Here is a 16612-nt window from a genome sequence, read left to right on the forward strand (position 1 = left end):
TCCTCCAGGCCGACGCTTGTACGCTCGAACATAGCTGGAACCTCCAATTTCAAATGTGGCTCTACCTGTCCGCCAAGTCTGGCAGGCAACCCACGTCCCGCTTTGAAAAGGAGGTTCCAGCCCGAAAAACCCGGCTACCTCATATCGTCTAGTCACGCCCCGCCCGGAGCCCCGCCAGGGTCACCGTTCCGTCGCGAGCGGCCGTTCCGGGGTGTGCAGCCGGGTCATCAGCCGTGTCATTGTCCGCGGCACCCGGCCCCGCGTGGCCCGCGACACCAGGATCGTGACGGCGAACGCGGCCGGCACCGTCCATGCGGCGGGCTGCGCCAGCCACGACGGCGTCTGCGCAGCACCCAGCACCGAGCCGGCCACCATCGCACTGCCGCAGAGCACGCCGCCGGTCACCATGCCCGCGATAGCCCCGGCGTCCGTCAGTCCCCGCCACCAAATGCCCAGCAGCAGGACAGGGCAGATCGTGGACGCGGTAAAGGCAAACACGAGCCCCACGCTGCCGGCCAGTGCCAGCGACTCGGTCATCGACGCGATTCCCAGAGGCACCAGCGCCGAGATCAGCGCTGCCAGCCGGAAGCCCCGCACGCTGCCGCCGAACACGTCCTGGCTGATAACGCCGGCCAGAGAGACCACCAGGCCCGACGTCGTCGACAGGAACGCCCCAAACGCCCCCGCCACCACCAGCGCAGAGAGCAGGTCGCCGGCCGCCCCGCCCACCAGGCGGCCAGGCAGCAGCAGCACCAGGGCATCGGCCGGCCCGCTTTGGGCGAGGTCGGGGGCGTAGGCCCGGCCGATCATGCCGTAGGCCGTGGGGAACAGATAGAAGACCGAGAGCAGGCCCAGGACAATCAGGGTGGTGCGGCGGGCCGACTGTCCGTCCGGATTTGTGTAGAACCGGACCAGCACGTGCGGCAGGCCGAGGGTTCCGAAGAGCAGGGCCACGAGCAGCGAAATGACCTGATAGGGGCCCGAGGGTGCCAGCGCCGTCGGATTCACCGCGGGGGCTGCCTCCGCCGGGGAGCTGTTGCCGCCCAGCACCAGCAGCATGAACACGATGGGCACCGCCACCGCCGTCAGTTTCAGCCAATACTGGAACGCCTGGACAAACGTGATGGAGCGCATCCCGCCCGCCACCACGGTGATGCAGACGACGGCGACCACCGCCACCGGGCCTACCCACGCCGGCAGCCCGGTGGTGATCCGGATGGCCAGGGCGGCGCCGTGGAGTTGCGGGACGATGTAGAGCCAGCCGACCAGGACCACCACCAGGCTTGTGACGCGGCGGACGGCACGCGAATCGAGGCGCGCCTCGGTGAAGTCAGGGATCGTGTAGGCGCCCGAGCGGCGCAGGGGAGCGGCGACGAACAAGAGCAGCATCAGGTATCCGGCCGTGTACCCCACCGGATACCACAGGGCGTCGGTACCGGAGAGCAGGATGAGCCCGGCGACCCCCAGGAAGCTCGCAGCCGAGAGGTACTCCCCGCCGATTGCTGAGGCGTTCCACCACGGCTTGACCGTCCGGGACGCCACGTAGAAGTCCCCGGTGGTGCGCGAGATCCGTAACCCGTAGAAACCAATCACAGCCGTGGCGAGGGAGACGGCGGCGAACGCCGCGACGCCGACGACGGGGTTCACCGGCCGTTCACCCGGCCGCGTGGGTGGCCGCCCACCGGGCCCCGTACGTGGCCGCCCGCCGGGCCGTTCACGTGGGTCCTCACCTGTTCGGTCATTTGTCGCCGGCGAGGTCCCGGTAGCGGGCCTCGTTCCTGGCCGCGGTCCGCACGTACAGCCAGGCACTGAGGCCGATCACGGGATAGATCCCGGCCCCCAGCAGGACCCAGTCGAAGGGAAGGCCGGCAATCGTGGAGTCCGCCAGGCCGGGGACCAGCCCCAGCATCAGCGGGAAGGCGAGCATGATCAGCAGGAATCCCAGGGCCACCACGAGGCCCAGCCGGAGCTGGGACCGGATGAGCGAACGGACGAACAACTGCCCGGCGTCGGTCTCCTCCTCCGCTTCGCGGGAGGCTGCCGCGGAGCGCCCGCCGTTCAGGGCGGCGCTGTTTGCTGCGGTGCCGTTTGGTGTGGCGCTGTTTGGTGTGACGCTGCGCGGCGCCGTGACCCGGACCCTTGTCATGCCTGCGGCCGGATACGGGTTGCGCCGAGCTTTTCCCGGACAGCAGGCAGGTGCCGGCGGCTGATAGGCAGTTCAGCTCCAGCCACGGTGACGCTGGGCCGCGCTGCGGCGAGCTTCAAGTGGCTGACGTGGCTCAGCGCGATCAGGTAGGAGCGGTGGATGCGGACGAATCCGGCGTCGGCCCACTGCTGTTCGAGGTCCGCCAGCGGAACCCTGATGAGGTAGCTGGCATCGGCGGTGTGCAGCCGGGCGTAATCACCCTGCGCCTGGACGTAGGTCACGTCCTCGCGACGGATCATTTTGGTGGTCCCGCCCAGGTCCACGGTGATCATTTCGGGTGCAGGGGCACCATCCTTGAGCAGTTCGCTGATGCGTCCGATCGACTTTGCCAGCCTTTCGGCCCGCACGGGCTTGAGGAGGTAGTCCACGGCCGCGAGCTCGAAGGCCTCCAGCGCGCAGTCCTCGTCGGCAGTGACGAAAACGACGGCGGGCGGGCGGGCGCTGCGGGAGATGGCCCGCGCAATGTCCAGCCCGGACAGCGCCGGCATGTGGATGTCGAGGAACACGGCGTCGACGTTTTCGGCCTCGAGGGCACGCAGGGCCTCGGCGCCCGAGGAAGCCCGGTGGATGGCGCCGATCCGGTCATCCCGGCCGAGCAGGAAGGCCAGTTCCTCAACGGCGGGGAGCTCGTCGTCGGCGACGAGGACGTTAATCATGCCACTAGCCTACTGCCGCTGCCATTGTGGCCGGCTCAGCCCGTCAGCCACCTGCCGCCGGGCACGACACCGCCGGGAACCGACCGGAAATCAGGCGTCGTGCCGGGGCTGGGACTTGGGGACGCGCATCGTGATCAGGGTGCCTTCGCCGGGCGCGGTCTCGATCACGAGGCCGTTGTCGTCGCCGTACACCTGGCGCAGGCGGGCGTCGACGTTGCGCAGCCCGACGTGGTCGCCGTCGCTGTGCCCGGCAAGGACGGAGCGCAGCTGGTCGGGGTCCATGCCCACGCCGTCGTCCTCGATCGTCACCTCCGCGAAGGCACCGGAGTCATTCGCAGTGATGGAGATGTGGCCCGGGCCCTCCTTGGCCTCCAGCCCGTGCCGGACCGCGTTTTCCACGAGCGGCTGCAGGCTCAGGAAGGGGATCACGGTGCTGAGCACCTCGGGAGCGATCCGCAGGCTGACCTGGACGCGGTCCCCGAACCGGGCCCGCTCCAGGAGCAGGTAGCGGTCGATGCAGCGCAGTTCCTCGGCCAGGGTGGTGAAGTCGCCGTGGCGGCGGAAGGAGTAGCGGGTGAAATCGGCGAACTCCACCACGAGCTCGCGCGCCCGGACCGGATCCGTGTTGATGAAGGATGCGATCGCGTTGAGCGAGTTGTAGATGAAGTGCGGACTGATCTGGGCGCGGAGGGCGCGGACCTCGGCTTCCATCAGGAGCGTGCGGGAGGCGTCGAGCTCGGCCAGTTCCACCTGCGTGGCCACCCAGTCAGCCACCTCCCCGGTGGCGCGGACCAGTCCCGCCCCGGCGGCCGGCGCGAAGGCGGCCACCACACCCACCACACGCGTGCCGGTTTTGATCGGGGCGATCACGACGGCGCGCTCCACCTCCGGCGCCAGCGTCATGCCGCCGACGCCAGCGGCCAGGAGCTGGAGTTCGCCCGCCGGAATGACGGCGAGGTGGCCGCCGTCGAACACTTTTGACGCGAGCCCCATCAGGGCAGGCTTGAGCTCCTCGGCGGCGCCGTCCCACGCGAGCACGCCGGTTGTATCGGTGATGGCGAGGGCATCGCAGCCCAGGATGCTGCGCAGTTGCCGGCTGGCCTTGGCCGCACCGGCAGGGTTCAGGCCGGTCCGCAGGTACTGGCCGGCCCGGGACGCGGCGTGGAGCGTCGTGTAGGTGGCGCGCTCGGCATCGGTGCCGAGGTCGCGGAAGGAGCGGAGGACCTGGAGCCCGACGGCGACGACCACCGTGATCGCCATGGCGATCACCGCGACGGCGGCGGCGGTGAACAGGGGAGAGTCCGGCATGATGCCCAGCCTACCGCCGGTGCCGGGGCTGACGGCTCTGGCACGTGCCCGGACACCGATGGCCGCGAAACAGGTGTATCGGGCGCCGTTTGGCGCAGCGCCGGGACCGCTGAGCGACGCAGGCTGCCCCGGCTGTGGTAGGTAGCCCACGTCACGGTGCACAGTGATTGCAGTCACATCGGCAGGATGGGTTGCAGGGTGCGTCCCGCGCAGACCACGGCAACCGGTGTGGACTCACCAGTCTCAATGAGGAGGAACCGATGGGTCACGACGCCCAAGAAACGGACGCTGCGGCGGCCGTGGACTTCAAGGAAGTCCAGTCGACGGAGCAGTTCCAGGAACTGCGCACCCGTCACCGCAGCTTTGTCTTCCCGCTATCCATTGCCTTTCTGCTCTGGTACTTCGCCTATGTCCTGCTGGCCGACTACGCGGTCGGATTCATGTCGATCAAGCTTTGGGGCAACATCAACGTGGGCCTGATCCTGGGCCTGCTGCAGTTTGTCTCCACGTTCGCGATCACCGGCTGGTACGTCAGCTATTCGAACCGCAAGCTGGACCCCATTGCCTCCGCGATCCGCCAGGAAATCGAGGGGCACGAATTCGACAAGCACGGCAACCCGGTTGGGGGGACAGCAAAATGACATTCATGGTTCCCTCAGTAAACGTTGCGGATCTCAAGGACACCACCCTGCTGAACATGGGCATCTTCGCCCTCTTCGTCGCGATCACCATGGTCATTGTGATCAGGGCCAGCCGCAACAACAAGACGGCGGCCGACTACTACGCGGCCGGACGTTCCTTCACAGGCCCGCAGAACGGCACCGCCATCGCCGGCGACTACCTCTCCGCAGCGTCCTTCCTGGGCATCACCGGAGCCATCGCCATCAACGGCTACGACGGCTTCATGTATTCCATCGGGTTCCTCGTCGCCTGGCTCGTCGCCCTGCTGCTCGTCGCCGAGCTGCTCCGCAACACCGGCAAGTTCACCATGGCCGATGTCCTCTCCTTCCGGCTCAAGCAGCGCCCCGTGCGCATCGCGGCAGCCATCTCCACGCTGGCCGTCTGCTTCTTCTACCTGCTGGCCCAGATGGCCGGTGCCGGCAGCCTCATCTCACTGCTCCTGGGCATCAGCGACTGGGGCGGACAAGCCCTGGTGATCATCGTCGTCGGCGCCCTGATGATCATGTACGTCCTGATCGGCGGCATGAAGGGCACCACCTGGGTTCAGATCATCAAGGCCATGCTCCTGATCGCCGGCGCGGCAGTCATGACCTTCTGGGTCCTCGCGATCTACGGCTTCAACCTCTCCGACCTGCTGGGCGGCGCGGTGGAAACCTCGGGCAACCCGAACCTGCTCAACCCGGGACTGCAGTACGGCAAGACGGAGACCTCCAAGGTCGACTTCCTGTCCCTCGGCCTGGCCCTGGTGCTCGGCACCGCAGCCCTGCCGCACGTGCTGATGCGCTTCTACACGGTTCCGACCGCAAAGGAAGCCCGCAAGTCGGTGGTGTGGTCCATCTGGCTCATCGGCATCTTCTACCTGTTCACCCTGGTCCTGGGCTACGGCGCAGCTGCGCTGGTGGGTGCCGACACCATCAAGGCAGCCCCGGGCGGCGTCAACTCGGCCGCGCCGCTGCTCGCCTTCCACCTCGGCGGTCCGCTGCTCCTGGGCTTCATCTCGGCGGTGGCCTTCGCGACCATCCTGGCCGTCGTCGCCGGCCTGACGATCACCGCGGCGGCATCCTTCGCCCACGACATCTACGCCAGCGTCATCGCCAAGGGGAAGGCCGACGCCGCCACCGAGGTCAAGGTTGCCCGCCGCACCGTGGTGGTGATCGGGCTGCTGGCCATCGCCGGCGGCATCTTCGCCAACGGACAAAATGTCGCGTTCCTCGTCGCGCTCGCCTTCGCCGTGGCTGCCTCCGCCAACCTTCCGACCATCCTCTACTCGCTGTTCTGGCGCCGGTTCACCACCCAGGGAGCCCTGTGGAGCATGTACGGCGGATTGTCCGCGGCCATCATCCTAATTGCGCTCTCCCCGGTGGTCTCCGGGGCCAAGACGTCGATGATCCCCGGCGCCAACTTCGCCATCTTCCCGCTGAGCAACCCGGGCATCGTCTCCATCCCGCTCGCGTTCTTCCTGGGCTGGCTGGGCACCGTCCTGGACAAGCGGAAGGAAGACGCCACAAAGCAGGCCGAAATGGAGGTCCGTTCCCTGACCGGGGTGGGCGCCGAAAAGGCTACCAACCACTAGGAAGGCTGCACCAGCAGAGAAGCTCCCGTGCAGCAGCACGGGAGCTTCTCTTGTGGATGGGCGCTTCGACAGGGTTTTTCGAGGTCAGCGCTGAGGCCTCAGCCGAATGTTCACCATCTTCAGCTCGTCGTGGCCCTCGAAACGGTAGGCCAGCTCCACACTTTTCGTGTCGCAGTCGATCGTTCCGGCCACGTCGGCGGCGTTGGAGCCGTTGTTGGAGCTGACGTTGAGGCTTGAAAAGTTCGGTTTACAGCTGCCGTCAAGCTCCAGGCTCTGCACCCCCGCGGCGAACTCCTCCGGCGAAATCTTCCGCATGAGGGCCGGATCCAGGTACTTCTCGTAGGCGGTGCTGACCTCACCGGCGATGGGCATCTTCGTGAAATCGTCAGCGATGCCCCGTGCCTGGTTGGTGGCTCCGCCCACCACGTTGAGCAGGACGACGGCGCCGGCACTTACCAGCAGGAGCACACCGCCGACGATCCCGAGGACAATCCACAGGGCCTTGCGGCTCTTTTTCGGGGGCGGCAGGGCGGCGCCGCCGTAGTAGGGCGGCGGCTGCCCCGGACCGCCGTAGTACGGAGGTGCGCCGTCGGCGGGTGGCGGGTAGCTGGGTGCCGCGCCGGTCGCGGGTGGCGGGTAGCTGGGTGCCGCGTAGTTGGGCACCGCGGCGTCGGCGGGTGGCCCGGGCGGCGGGGCGTAGTACGGAATGGGCGGCTGGCCGGGCGCCGGGTGGCCGGCTGCAGGCTCATGCCCGGGCTGCGGCGGTACCGGGCGGTGTGGTTCCTCGGGACTGCTCACGGTTCAAGCCTTTCCGGCAGTCCAGACAAGCCACTGCCTGTTGCACTGGGCCGCGTGCGCGGACCCAAGGACTCAGGGGGACCCAACGGACACAGCCTAGCGCCGCGGCCGCCCACGGCACAGATGAAAAGCGGATCAGTTATCGGCGGATCCGCGCTCCAGCAGGGGCTGGATCCGGAACGGGATCAGCTCGCCCATCGCCAGTGCGGTATCGGTCCGGTCCACGCCGTCGCACGCCAGTATCTTGCCGTTGATCCGGAACAGGTCCTCGGCGTCGAGCGCCACCACCCGCAGGAGCAGATCGGCCGAGCCCGTCAGGCCGTAGCCCTCCAGGATTTCCGGAATCCCGGCGAGCTCGACGGCGAGGGGTCCGAGTTTCTGTTGCTGGACGTGGACGGAGATGAAAGCCATCAGCGGGTACCCCAGGGACACCGGGTTGATCCGCCGCTCGAAGGAGAGGAACACGTGCTTCTTCTCCAGCTGGGCCATCCTGGCCTGCACCGTATTGCGCGAGAGTCCGAGCTTCTGGGCGAGGGCAACCACGGTCCGGCGGGGGTCCCGCGCCATGGCCGAAAGCAGGCGGGTGTCAGTGCCATCCAAGGTTTGCATAATGCGCAAGATTAGCACGGTTGGCGGACACCAAACAGGGCATAATGCTCAATATTTTTGCGGGTGGTTGTACCCGATGAGCATTGTGAGTAGGGTCACAATTATCCGGGGCAACGGCGCCCGGGCGGCTGGCGCGCCGCGGGATCACGAGTCCTGCGAGTTCCGGTCAGACGACGTCAGAAGGTGCGGACAACAGTGTTTACCGACGACGCGGGCAAGGGCGGCATTGCCGCCGGGGGCCCCGGAAACAGTGAAAATTCTATGAGGCGGACGGGCGGCGACCTCGTCCAGCTCATCACCCCGGCGGGCGAGCGCATCAGCCATCCCGAGTTCGATCCCTGGCTCCAGGACGTCAGCGATGAGCAGCTCTGCGCGCTCTATGAGGACATGGTGGTCATTCGCCGGATCGATGCTGAAGCCACGGCCCTCCAGCGGCAGGGCGAACTGGCACTGTGGCCGCCACTGCTGGGCCAGGAAGCATCCCAGATCGGCTCGGCCCGTGCCCTCCGCGAGGACGACTTTGTCTTCCCCAGCTACCGCGACAACGGTGTCGCCTACTGCCGGGGAGTGAAGCCGGAGGACCTCGTCCGTGCCTGGCGTGGCAACGCCTCCGCCGGCTGGGACCCGTTCACCGTCAACGTTGCCACCCAGCAGATCATCATCGGCGCGCAGAGCCTGCACGCTACGGGCTACGCCATGGGCATCCAGAACGACGGCGCCGACTGTGTCGCCGTGGCCTACTTCGGCGACGGCGCCACGAGCGAAGGCGACGTCAACGAAGCCATGGTCTTCGCCGCGAGCTTCCAAGCGCCCGTCGTCTTCATCTGCCAGAACAACCACTGGGCCATTTCCGAACCCGTCCGGCTGCAGTCGCACATCCAGCTCGCGGACCGCGCCTCAGGCTTCGGCATCCCCAGCATGCGGGTCGACGGCAACGATGTCCTCGCCGTCATGGCAGCCACCCGCATTGCCCTGGACCGTGCCCGGCGCGGCGGCGGCCCCACCTTCATCGAGGCCGTGACCTACCGGATGGGCCCGCACACGACGGCGGACGACCCCACCCGCTACCGGGATGCCAACGAACTCGAAGACTGGGCCGCCAAGGACCCGATCAGCCGGATGAAGTCGCTGCTCGAGCGCAAGGGACTGCTGACCGCGGACCTCGAGGCCGCCGTCGCCGCGCAAGCTGACGCAGTGGCCAAGGAACTCCGGGCCGGCACCATCAACATGCCCGAGCCGCAGCCGCTGGATATCTTCAAGCACGTGTACAGCACGCCCAACTCCTGGCTGGACCGCCAGCAGGAGCACTACTCCCGTTACCTGGCTTCCTTCGGCGATCCCGCAGAAGCCGCTTCTGAAGAAGGTGCACGCTGATGACGCAGATGACCTTTGCCCGAGCCATCAATTCGGGCCTGCGCAAGTCCCTCGAAAACGATCCCAAGGTGGTCCTGATGGGCGAGGACATCGGCGCCCTTGGCGGTGTCTTCCGTGTCACCGACGGGCTGCAGAAAGACTTCGGCAAGCACCGCGTCGTGGACACCCCGCTCGCCGAATCGGGCATCATGGGCACCGCCGTCGGCCTGGCATACCGCGGGTACCGTCCGGTGGTGGAGATCCAGTTCGACGGTTTCATCTACCCGGCGTTCGACCAGATCGTCAGCCAGGTCGCCAAGATGCACTACCGCACCCAGGGCGCGGTCAAGATGCCCATCACCATCCGCGTCCCGTTCGGCGGCGGCATCGGCTCGCCGGAGCACCACTCGGAATCGCCCGAGGCCTACTTCACCCACACCTCGGGGCTGCGCGTGATCAGCGTGTCCAACCCCCAGGACGCCTACACCATGATCCAGCAGGCCATCGCCTCCGACGATCCCGTCCTGTACTTCGAGCCCAAGCGGCGCTACCACGACAAGGGCGAGGTGGACGAGAGCGTCGACCTGAGCTCTGCCCTGTCCATGGAAAAGGCCCGTGTTGTCACCGAGGGCACGGACGTCACCCTCGTGGCCTACGGCCCGCTGGTCAAGACCGCCCGCGACGCCGCCATGGCGGCCGCCGACGAAGGCATCTCGGTTGAGGTCATTGACCTGCGCTCGCTGGCACCGCTGGACTTCGCCACCCTTGAGGCCTCGGTCCGCAAGACCGGCCGTCTGGTCATCACCCACGAGGCCAGCCAGTCCGGCGGCCTCGGCGCCGAAGTCGCCGCGAGCATCACCGAGCGCTGCTTCTACCACCTCGAGGCCGCTCCCGTCCGCGTGACCGGCTTCGATGTTCCCTACCCTTACTCCAAGCTGGAAATGCATCACCTGCCGGGCCTTGACAGGATTCTCGACGGCGTCGACCGTGCCCTCGGCCGCCCCAACTCCCTCAGCGGGCTGGAAGGATGAGCGCCACCATGATCAAGGAATTCAGGCTCCCGGACCTCGGCGAGGGACTGACGGAATCGGAAATCGTCGCCTGGAAGGTCGCGGTAGGGGACACCGTCACCCTCAACCAGATCATCGCCGAGGTAGAGACGGCCAAGGCCGTCGTCGAGCTGCCCTCGCCGTTTGCCGGCGTCGTCGCGGCCCTGCACGAACAGCCCGGCACCGTTGTTGAGGTCGGGAAGCCGATCGTCTCCTTCGAGATCGAGGGCGACGACGGCGCCGCCGGTTCCGGCGGCGGTGCTGGTGCGGACGGGGCCGCAGGCGGCAAGCGTGAGCCGAACCTCGTGGGCTATGGCGCGGTCCTCGAAGCGTCCGGCCGTCCGGCCCGCCGCGCCCGCACCTTCGCGGCCCCGGCGGCCCCTCCGGCCGTCGCGGCCGAGCCGGTGGCACCAGTCCGCGCGGCCGAGCCGGTGGCACCAGTCCGTGCTGCTGGGCCGGCCGAATCCAAGCCGGTCGAAACCTCGGCGGCATCCGCGCCGGGGGAGCGCCCGCGGTCCACGCCTCCGGTGCGCAAGCTGGCCAAGGATCTCGGCGTCGACCTTGAGGCCGTGCCCGGTACCGGGGAGCGCGGGCTCATCACCCGCGACGATGTGCTGAACTTCGTCGGCGGCGGGGACCTGCCCGCGGCCGCCCAGGAGCCCGCCGGTGCGACGGCGCAGGCCGCAGGGCTTGTCCAGGCCCCGGGCGAGCGCGAGACCCGCACGCCGATCAAGGGCGTGCGGAAGTTCACGGCCGCCGCCATGGTGGCCAGTGCCTTCACCGCGCCGCACGTCACCGAGTTCCTGACCGTCGACGTCACGCCCACGATGGAGCTGCTGGCACGGCTCAAGGCCAGTCGCGCGTTCGCCGGGTACAAGCTCACCCCGCTGACGCTCGTGTCCAAGGCCGTGCTGATTGCGTTGCGCAACCACCCGACCCTCAACGCCCGCTGGGACGAGGCCAACCAGGAGATCGTCCAGTTCAACTACGTGAACCTGGGCATCGCGGCCGCGACCCCGCGGGGGCTGACGGTTCCGAACATCAAGGACGCGGACCGGATGTCCCTCATGGATCTCTCCTCGGCCCTGACGGAACTGACGGACACGGCCCGGGCCGGGAAGACAAGCCCTGAGGCGCTCTCCGGCGGCACGATCTCCATCACGAACATCGGCGTCTTCGGCATTGACGCCGGCACACCCATCCTGAATCCGGGCGAGGCAGCCATCCTGGCCCTCGGCGCGGTCCGGAAGATGCCGTGGGAGTACCAGGACGAGGTCGCGCTGCGCCAGGTCATGACGCTCAGCCTGTCTTTCGACCACCGTCTGGTCGACGGCGAGCAGGGCTCGCGGTTCCTCCAGGACCTCGGCGCCATGCTGGCCGATCCGGGCATGGTCCTCGCGATGGTCTAGGTCCCTCTACGCAGCTGCCGGCTGCCCCGTCCGAAAGGAAGGGGCAGCCGGCAGCTTCGTGGTGTGCGGGCTACTTTGGGCGGGGTTGTCGCCGTCCCGGGGCGCATGGAGGACAATTTCGACGGCGGCGGCCCCGTTGACGGCGTGTCCGTGCCTAAGTCGCCATGGGGTGGACACGTGGGCGGTGGACACGTGGGCCCGTGGACCCGGGAGGGCGCCCGGGGCGGGGGAGTTGCTTAGCCGAGCGGCTCGGTGGGGGCCGGTGCCAGGAGCGCGGCCAGCGCCATGCTTTCCAGCAGCGGCCTCGCGCGGCGGACCCCGATCCGGCGCCCGTGGCTGCGCACCGAGTGCGGGGTCGAGTTGATCAGCCCGAACGTGGCATGCGCGCGCATCCGCAGTTCGGCGGCCTCCGTGCCCTCGTGCAGTCCGGCCAGCACGTCCACCCAGAGTTCGACATAGTTGCGCTGAAGCGTGCGGACCTCGGCCTGGTCCTCGCCGGCCAGGTTGCTGAAGTCCTGGTCCTGGACCCGGATGACGTCCGGGTTGCTCAGCGCAAAGTCGACGTGGAAGGCCACCAGCCCGCCCAACGCCGCCAGATCGCCGTCGGAATCGGCCACCACCCTGCGGCCGCCGTCGAGCAGGTCCTGGCTGACGCTGAGCAGCAGGGCGCCGAGGACGGCCTGCTTGCCGGCGAAGTGACGGTAGACCGCCGGTCCGCTGACGCCGGCCGCGGCCCCGAGATCCTCCAGGGAAACGCGGTTGAAGCCCTCCAGGGCAAAGAGCGCAGCGGCGGCGGACAGGAGGGCCTGCCGTCTGTTCGCCTTGGCCTGGCTGCGCTGGGTTGAGGCTGCCTGGGGCGGGGCTGCCTGCGCTGACGGAAGCTGGGCAGTCTGGCTGGGCTCGGTCACCGGCGCATCCCCTCTTTACAAAATGATCCCTGTGTTGGACATCACAGTTAATAGAGACTAACCTAAATCTCAGTTATGCGGTACTAACCGAAATAGTCGGGCGGCCTGAGTTGCCGCTCCGGCGCGCAAGTCCGCGCAGGTCAGGGAACGGAAACAGTCAATGGAGACAATCGCCAGCCGGGTGGATGCGACGAGCACCGCCTACGCCGCGAACCGGGAGGCCCAACTGGGGCTGGCCGGCGAGCTGAGGGAACGGCTCGCCACCGCCGCGCTGGGCGGGCCCGCGAAGTCCCGGGAACGCCACGTGGCGCGCGGCAAGCTCCTGCCGCGCGAGCGCATTGACCAGCTGCTCGACGATGGCAGCCCCTTCCTGGAGATCGCCCCGCTGGCCGCGGACGGAATGTACGACGGCGACTCGCCCGGTGCCGGCGTCATTGCCGGCATCGGGCTGGTGCACGGCCGCCAGGTGCTGGTCATTTCCAACGACGCCACGGTCAAAGGCGGCACCTATTATCCGATGACGGTGAAGAAGCACCTCCGCGCGCAGGAAATCGCCCTGGAGAACCGGCTGCCCTGCATCTACCTCGTGGACTCCGGCGGGGCGTTCCTGCCCAAGCAGGACGAGGTCTTCCCGGACAAGGAACACTTCGGCCGGATCTTCTTCAACCAGGCGAGGATGTCCGCGGCGAAGATCCCGCAGATCGCCTCGGTCATGGGCTCCTGCACCGCCGGCGGCGCCTACGTCCCCGCGATGAGCGACGAGACCGTGATTGTCCGCAACCAGGGCACCATCTTCCTGGGCGGCCCGCCGCTGGTGAAGGCCGCGATCGGCGAGATCGTCACGGCGGAGGAACTCGGCGGAGGCGACGTGCACTCGAAGATCTCCGGGGTCACGGACCACCTGGCCGAGAACGATGAGCATGCCCTCCAGATCGTCCGGGACATCGTCTCCACCCTGCCGAAGCCCTCCGCGCCAGTCTGGGACGTGGACACCGTCGTCGAGCCCGTTGCCGACCCGGATGAGCTCTACGGTGCCGTGCCCACGGACGTCAACGCCCAGTACGACGTGCGTGAGGTCATCGCCCGGCTGGTCGACGGCAGCCGGTTCCACGAGTTCAAGAAGAACTACGGCACCACCCTGGTCACGGGCTTCGCCAAGCTGCACGGCCACCCGGTGGGCATCGTGGCGAACAACGGCGTGCTGTTCAGCGAGTCCTCGCTCAAGGGCGCGCACTTCATCGAACTGTGCGACCAGCGCGGGATCCCGCTGATCTTCCTGCAGAACCTCTCCGGCTTCATGGTCGGCAAGGACTACGAGCAGGGCGGCATCGCCAAGAACGGCGCCAAGATGGTCACCGCCGTCGCCACCGCCAGGGTCCCCAAGTTGACCGTCGTGATCGGCGGGTCCTTCGGCGCCGGCAACTACTCAATGTGCGGACGCGCCTACTCCCCGCGCTTCCTCTGGATGTGGCCGGCGTCGCGGATCTCCGTCATGGGCGGCAACCAGGCCTCCAGCGTGCTCGCCACCGTGAAGCGGGACCAGTACGAGGCCCGCGGCGAGGAATGGTCCGCCGCGGACGAGGAAGCCTTCAAGGCCCCGATCAAGGCCCAGTACGAGGACCAGGGCAGCCCCTACTACTCCACCGCCCGCCTCTGGGACGACGGCGTGATCGACCCCGCGGACACCCGCACCGTCCTGGGACTGGCGCTCGACGTCGTCTCCCGCACCCCGCTGCCGGAGACCTCCTTCGGCCTCTTCCGGATGTGAGCCAGCCATGAATCTTTCTTCGCCGACCATCTCTTCGCCCACCACGCCTTCCGTGGCCACCCCTCCAGCCACCCCCACAACCGGCACCCCGCTGTTCGGCACCGTGCTCGTCGCCAACCGCGGCGAAATCGCCTGCCGCGTCATCCGGACCCTGCGCGCCCTCGGCATCCGTTCGGTCGCCGTCTATTCCGACGCCGACGCCGACGCGCGGCACGTGCGGGAAGCCGACTTGGCGGTCCGGATCGGGCCCGCCGCGGCCACCGAGAGCTACCTCAAGATCGAGGCCATCATCCAGGCCTGCCGCGACACCGGCGCCGAGGCCGTGCACCCCGGCTACGGCTTCCTGAGCGAGAACGTCGACTTTGCCCGCGCCCTCGAAGCCGCCGGCATCACGTTCATCGGCCCCGGCGTCGAATCCCTGAACGTCATGGGCGACAAGATCCGCTCCAAGAACCACGTCACCGGCTACGGCGTCCCCGTGGTCCCGGGCATCGCTGAACCCGGCATGACCGACGCGCAGCTGATCGAGGCCGCGGCCGGCGTCGGCTTCCCATTGCTGATCAAGCCCTCCGCCGGCGGCGGCGGCAAGGGCATGCACATCGTCGAACGCGCCGAGGACCTGGAAGCCACCCTGGCCACCGCACGCCGGGTCGCCGCGAGTGCTTTCGGCGACGACACCTTGTTCCTGGAACGGCTCGTGCTCACCCCGCGGCACATCGAGGTCCAGATCCTGGCGGACAATCACGGCAACGTCATCCACCTCGGGGAGCGCGAGTGCTCGCTGCAGCGCCGCCACCAGAAGGTCATCGAGGAAGCACCGTCCCCGCTGCTGGAATCCCTGCCCGACGGGGCGGAGATCCGCGCCCGGATCGGCGAAGCCGCCTGCCAGGCCGCGCGCAGCGTCCACTACTCCGGCGCCGGGACCGTGGAATTCCTGGTCTCGGACGCCGCCCCGGACGAGTTCTTCTTCATGGAGATGAACACCCGCCTGCAGGTCGAACACCCCGTCACCGAGATGGTCACCGGCATTGACCTCGTCGAATGGCAGGTGCGCATCGCCGCCGGCGAGGAACTCACGGTGACCCAGGCCGACGTCGTGCTGACCGGCCACTCCGTGGAGGCACGCGTCTACGCGGAGGTGCCGGAGAAGAACTTCCTGCCGTCCATCGGACAGGTCGTGCTGCTGGACGAACTGCCGGACACCGCGAGTGGCAAGGTCCGTGTCGACTCGGCCCTGCTGGAGGGCCTCCAAATCTCCAGCAGCTACGACCCGATGATTTCCAAGGTCATCGCGTGGGGCGAGGACCGGGCTGAGGCTTTGGACACCCTCGATGAGGCACTCGCCGGGTATACCGCGCTGGGCATCGACACCAACGTCGAATACCTGCGGCTGCTGATCAACGACGCCGACGTCCGCGCCGGACGGCTCGACACCGGCCTGATCGAACGGAAAATGCCGGAGTTCTCCTTCCGGCACCCGGGCGACTTCGAGGTGGCCGCTGCTGCCGTCTTCGCCGCTGCGATGCACGAGCATGAAACGCAGGACGCCGGGACAGGCCCCTGGCATCTCGGTAGCGGGTGGCGGCTCGGTGCAGCTGCCCCGCGCCGGATCAGCCTGGGGACCCCCGACGGCGGTATCGCCACCGTGCAGGTATCCGGCTCCTTGGCGCGGGGGACGGCGACCGTGGCAGTCAACGGCGGCCCGCGACGCCCGGCATCATTTCGGTCCACCAAGCGAGGCACCGCGGAGTTGACTCTGGGCGACGAATCCCGCAGCTACGCGCTGGCGCCTGTCCACCGCGGGCCCGTCCCCCCTGGCCCCGGCAACCCGATGCCAACGGAAGTGTTCCTCGGCAACGAGGGCTGGTCCTGCCGGCTCGAGGTGCTCACGCGGGAGACCCGGCTCGCCCGGGTGCTGGCCGCGATCGAACGCGAGGAAGGCGCCGCCGACCCGGCGGTGCGCTCGCCGATGCCCGGCACCGTGGTGTCGGTGTCCGTCGGCAACGGCGACGCCGTGGAGGCCGGCCAGGTCCTGCTCTCGGTGGAAGCCATGAAGATGGAGCACCAGCTCGTGGCGCCCCTGGACGGAACCGTCCACATCAGCGTCGGCTCCGGCGACCTCGTCAAGGCCGATCAGGTGGTGGCAACGATCCACCCCGCTGTTCCGACTGAACCCTCGAAAGCGGAGGACACGATCGAGGAAGCCGTCATCGCGATGGGCGCGGCCGAATGACGGAACCGCACTGATCCCACCGCCTCCACCCCGGCTCACCAACCCCGGCCCACCCAACACC

The 16612-nt window shown here is 68.2% G+C and carries 14 protein-coding genes; 7 read left to right on the forward strand and 7 right to left on the reverse strand.

Going from position 1 to position 16612, the window contains the following annotated elements; genetic code table 11:
• Positions 1-180: 180 nt before the first annotated feature.
• The 4 genes from AC1DBX_RS18780 to AC1DBX_RS18795 form a co-directional block, all read right to left on the reverse strand.
• The gene (locus tag AC1DBX_RS18780; protein WP_476849396.1) at positions 181-1647 is read right to left on the reverse strand and encodes a sodium/solute symporter; all 1467 of its coding nucleotides are present in this window, start codon (positions 1645-1647) and stop codon (positions 181-183) included.
• Positions 1648-1738: 91 nt separating this feature from the next.
• On the reverse strand, positions 1739-2146 hold the full coding sequence (locus AC1DBX_RS18785) for a DUF485 domain-containing protein (protein ID WP_476849397.1): 408 nt from the start codon (positions 2144-2146) through the stop codon (positions 1739-1741).
• Positions 2143-2862, reverse strand: coding sequence for a LytR/AlgR family response regulator transcription factor (locus AC1DBX_RS18790; RefSeq protein ID WP_476932446.1), 720 nt, complete (start codon positions 2860-2862; stop codon positions 2143-2145). Before AC1DBX_RS18790 ends, AC1DBX_RS18785 begins: the two co-directional genes overlap by 4 nt.
• 90 nt (positions 2863-2952) lie before the next feature.
• The gene (locus AC1DBX_RS18795) at positions 2953-4170 is read right to left on the reverse strand and encodes a sensor histidine kinase (RefSeq protein WP_476932447.1); all 1218 of its coding nucleotides are present in this window, start codon (positions 4168-4170) and stop codon (positions 2953-2955) included.
• A gap of 260 nt (positions 4171-4430) precedes the next feature.
• On the opposite strand from AC1DBX_RS18795, the gene AC1DBX_RS18800 reads away from it, so the two are divergent.
• Both AC1DBX_RS18800 and AC1DBX_RS18805 read left to right on the forward strand, forming a co-directional pair.
• Positions 4431-4811, forward strand: coding sequence for a DUF485 domain-containing protein (locus AC1DBX_RS18800; RefSeq protein ID WP_476856474.1), 381 nt, complete (start codon positions 4431-4433; stop codon positions 4809-4811).
• On the forward strand, positions 4808-6424 hold the full coding sequence (locus AC1DBX_RS18805) for a solute symporter family protein (protein WP_476856473.1): 1617 nt from the start codon (positions 4808-4810) through the stop codon (positions 6422-6424). Before AC1DBX_RS18800 ends, AC1DBX_RS18805 begins: the two co-directional genes overlap by 4 nt.
• 84 nt (positions 6425-6508) lie before the next feature.
• Here AC1DBX_RS18805 and AC1DBX_RS18810 read toward each other — a convergent pair whose 3' ends face one another.
• Both AC1DBX_RS18810 and AC1DBX_RS18815 read right to left on the reverse strand, forming a co-directional pair.
• Positions 6509-7222 (reverse strand): hypothetical protein, encoded by a 714-nt coding sequence (locus AC1DBX_RS18810; protein WP_476932448.1) that lies wholly within the window; start codon positions 7220-7222, stop codon positions 6509-6511.
• Between the two features lie 135 nt (positions 7223-7357).
• Positions 7358-7831, reverse strand: coding sequence for an Lrp/AsnC family transcriptional regulator (locus AC1DBX_RS18815; RefSeq protein ID WP_026266622.1), 474 nt, complete (start codon positions 7829-7831; stop codon positions 7358-7360).
• Positions 7832-8026: 195 nt separating this feature from the next.
• Here AC1DBX_RS18815 and pdhA point away from each other — a divergent pair, with 195 nt between their 5' ends.
• Genes pdhA through AC1DBX_RS18830 form a run of 3 tightly spaced genes read left to right on the forward strand, consistent with a single transcriptional unit; the run spans position 8027 to position 11642 of the window.
• Positions 8027-9205 carry a pyruvate dehydrogenase (acetyl-transferring) E1 component subunit alpha gene (pdhA, locus tag AC1DBX_RS18820; protein ID WP_374706662.1) on the forward strand — a complete coding sequence of 393 codons (1179 nt, stop codon included), beginning with the start codon at positions 8027-8029 and terminating at the stop codon, positions 9203-9205.
• Positions 9205-10215 (forward strand): alpha-ketoacid dehydrogenase subunit beta, encoded by a 1011-nt coding sequence (locus AC1DBX_RS18825; RefSeq protein WP_476849401.1) that lies wholly within the window; start codon positions 9205-9207, stop codon positions 10213-10215. The genes pdhA and AC1DBX_RS18825 overlap by 1 nt, the downstream gene beginning before the upstream one ends.
• On the forward strand, positions 10212-11642 hold the full coding sequence (locus tag AC1DBX_RS18830; protein ID WP_476932449.1) for a dihydrolipoamide acetyltransferase family protein: 1431 nt from the start codon (positions 10212-10214) through the stop codon (positions 11640-11642). Before AC1DBX_RS18825 ends, AC1DBX_RS18830 begins: the two co-directional genes overlap by 4 nt.
• A 236-nt stretch (positions 11643-11878) precedes the next feature.
• On the opposite strand, the gene AC1DBX_RS18835 is transcribed toward AC1DBX_RS18830, so the two are convergent.
• On the reverse strand, positions 11879-12550 hold the full coding sequence (locus AC1DBX_RS18835; RefSeq protein ID WP_476856469.1) for an SACE_7040 family transcriptional regulator: 672 nt from the start codon (positions 12548-12550) through the stop codon (positions 11879-11881).
• A gap of 160 nt (positions 12551-12710) precedes the next feature.
• Here AC1DBX_RS18835 and AC1DBX_RS18840 point away from each other — a divergent pair, with 160 nt between their 5' ends.
• A complete protein-coding gene (locus tag AC1DBX_RS18840; RefSeq protein ID WP_476887215.1) occupies positions 12711-14318 on the forward strand; it encodes a carboxyl transferase domain-containing protein in 1608 nt (535 codons plus the stop codon).
• Positions 14319-14325: 7 nt separating this feature from the next.
• A complete protein-coding gene (locus AC1DBX_RS18845; RefSeq protein WP_476932450.1) occupies positions 14326-16551 on the forward strand; it encodes an acetyl/propionyl/methylcrotonyl-CoA carboxylase subunit alpha in 2226 nt (741 codons plus the stop codon).
• The last annotated feature ends 61 nt before the right edge of the window (positions 16552-16612 follow it).

It is taken from the genome of Arthrobacter sp. 10N44_2, assembly GCF_056394385.1.

Coding starts and splice junctions, on each gene's coding strand:
- AC1DBX_RS18815 (WP_026266622.1), bottom strand. CDS start 7,831: ATGCAAACCTTGGATGGCACTGACACCCGCCTGCTTTCGGCCATGGCG.
- AC1DBX_RS18830 (WP_476932449.1), top strand. CDS start 10,212: ATGAGCGCCACCATGATCAAGGAATTCAGGCTCCCGGACCTCGGCGAG.
- AC1DBX_RS18800 (WP_476856474.1), top strand. CDS start 4,431: ATGGGTCACGACGCCCAAGAAACGGACGCTGCGGCGGCCGTGGACTTC.
- AC1DBX_RS18805 (WP_476856473.1), top strand. CDS start 4,808: ATGACATTCATGGTTCCCTCAGTAAACGTTGCGGATCTCAAGGACACC.
- AC1DBX_RS18785 (WP_476849397.1), bottom strand. CDS start 2,146: ATGACAAGGGTCCGGGTCACGGCGCCGCGCAGCGTCACACCAAACAGC.
- AC1DBX_RS18840 (WP_476887215.1), top strand. CDS start 12,711: ATGGAGACAATCGCCAGCCGGGTGGATGCGACGAGCACCGCCTACGCC.
- AC1DBX_RS18845 (WP_476932450.1), top strand. CDS start 14,326: ATGAATCTTTCTTCGCCGACCATCTCTTCGCCCACCACGCCTTCCGTG.
- AC1DBX_RS18795 (WP_476932447.1), bottom strand. CDS start 4,170: ATGCCGGACTCTCCCCTGTTCACCGCCGCCGCCGTCGCGGTGATCGCC.
- AC1DBX_RS18825 (WP_476849401.1), top strand. CDS start 9,205: ATGACGCAGATGACCTTTGCCCGAGCCATCAATTCGGGCCTGCGCAAG.
- AC1DBX_RS18790 (WP_476932446.1), bottom strand. CDS start 2,862: ATGATTAACGTCCTCGTCGCCGACGACGAGCTCCCCGCCGTTGAGGAA.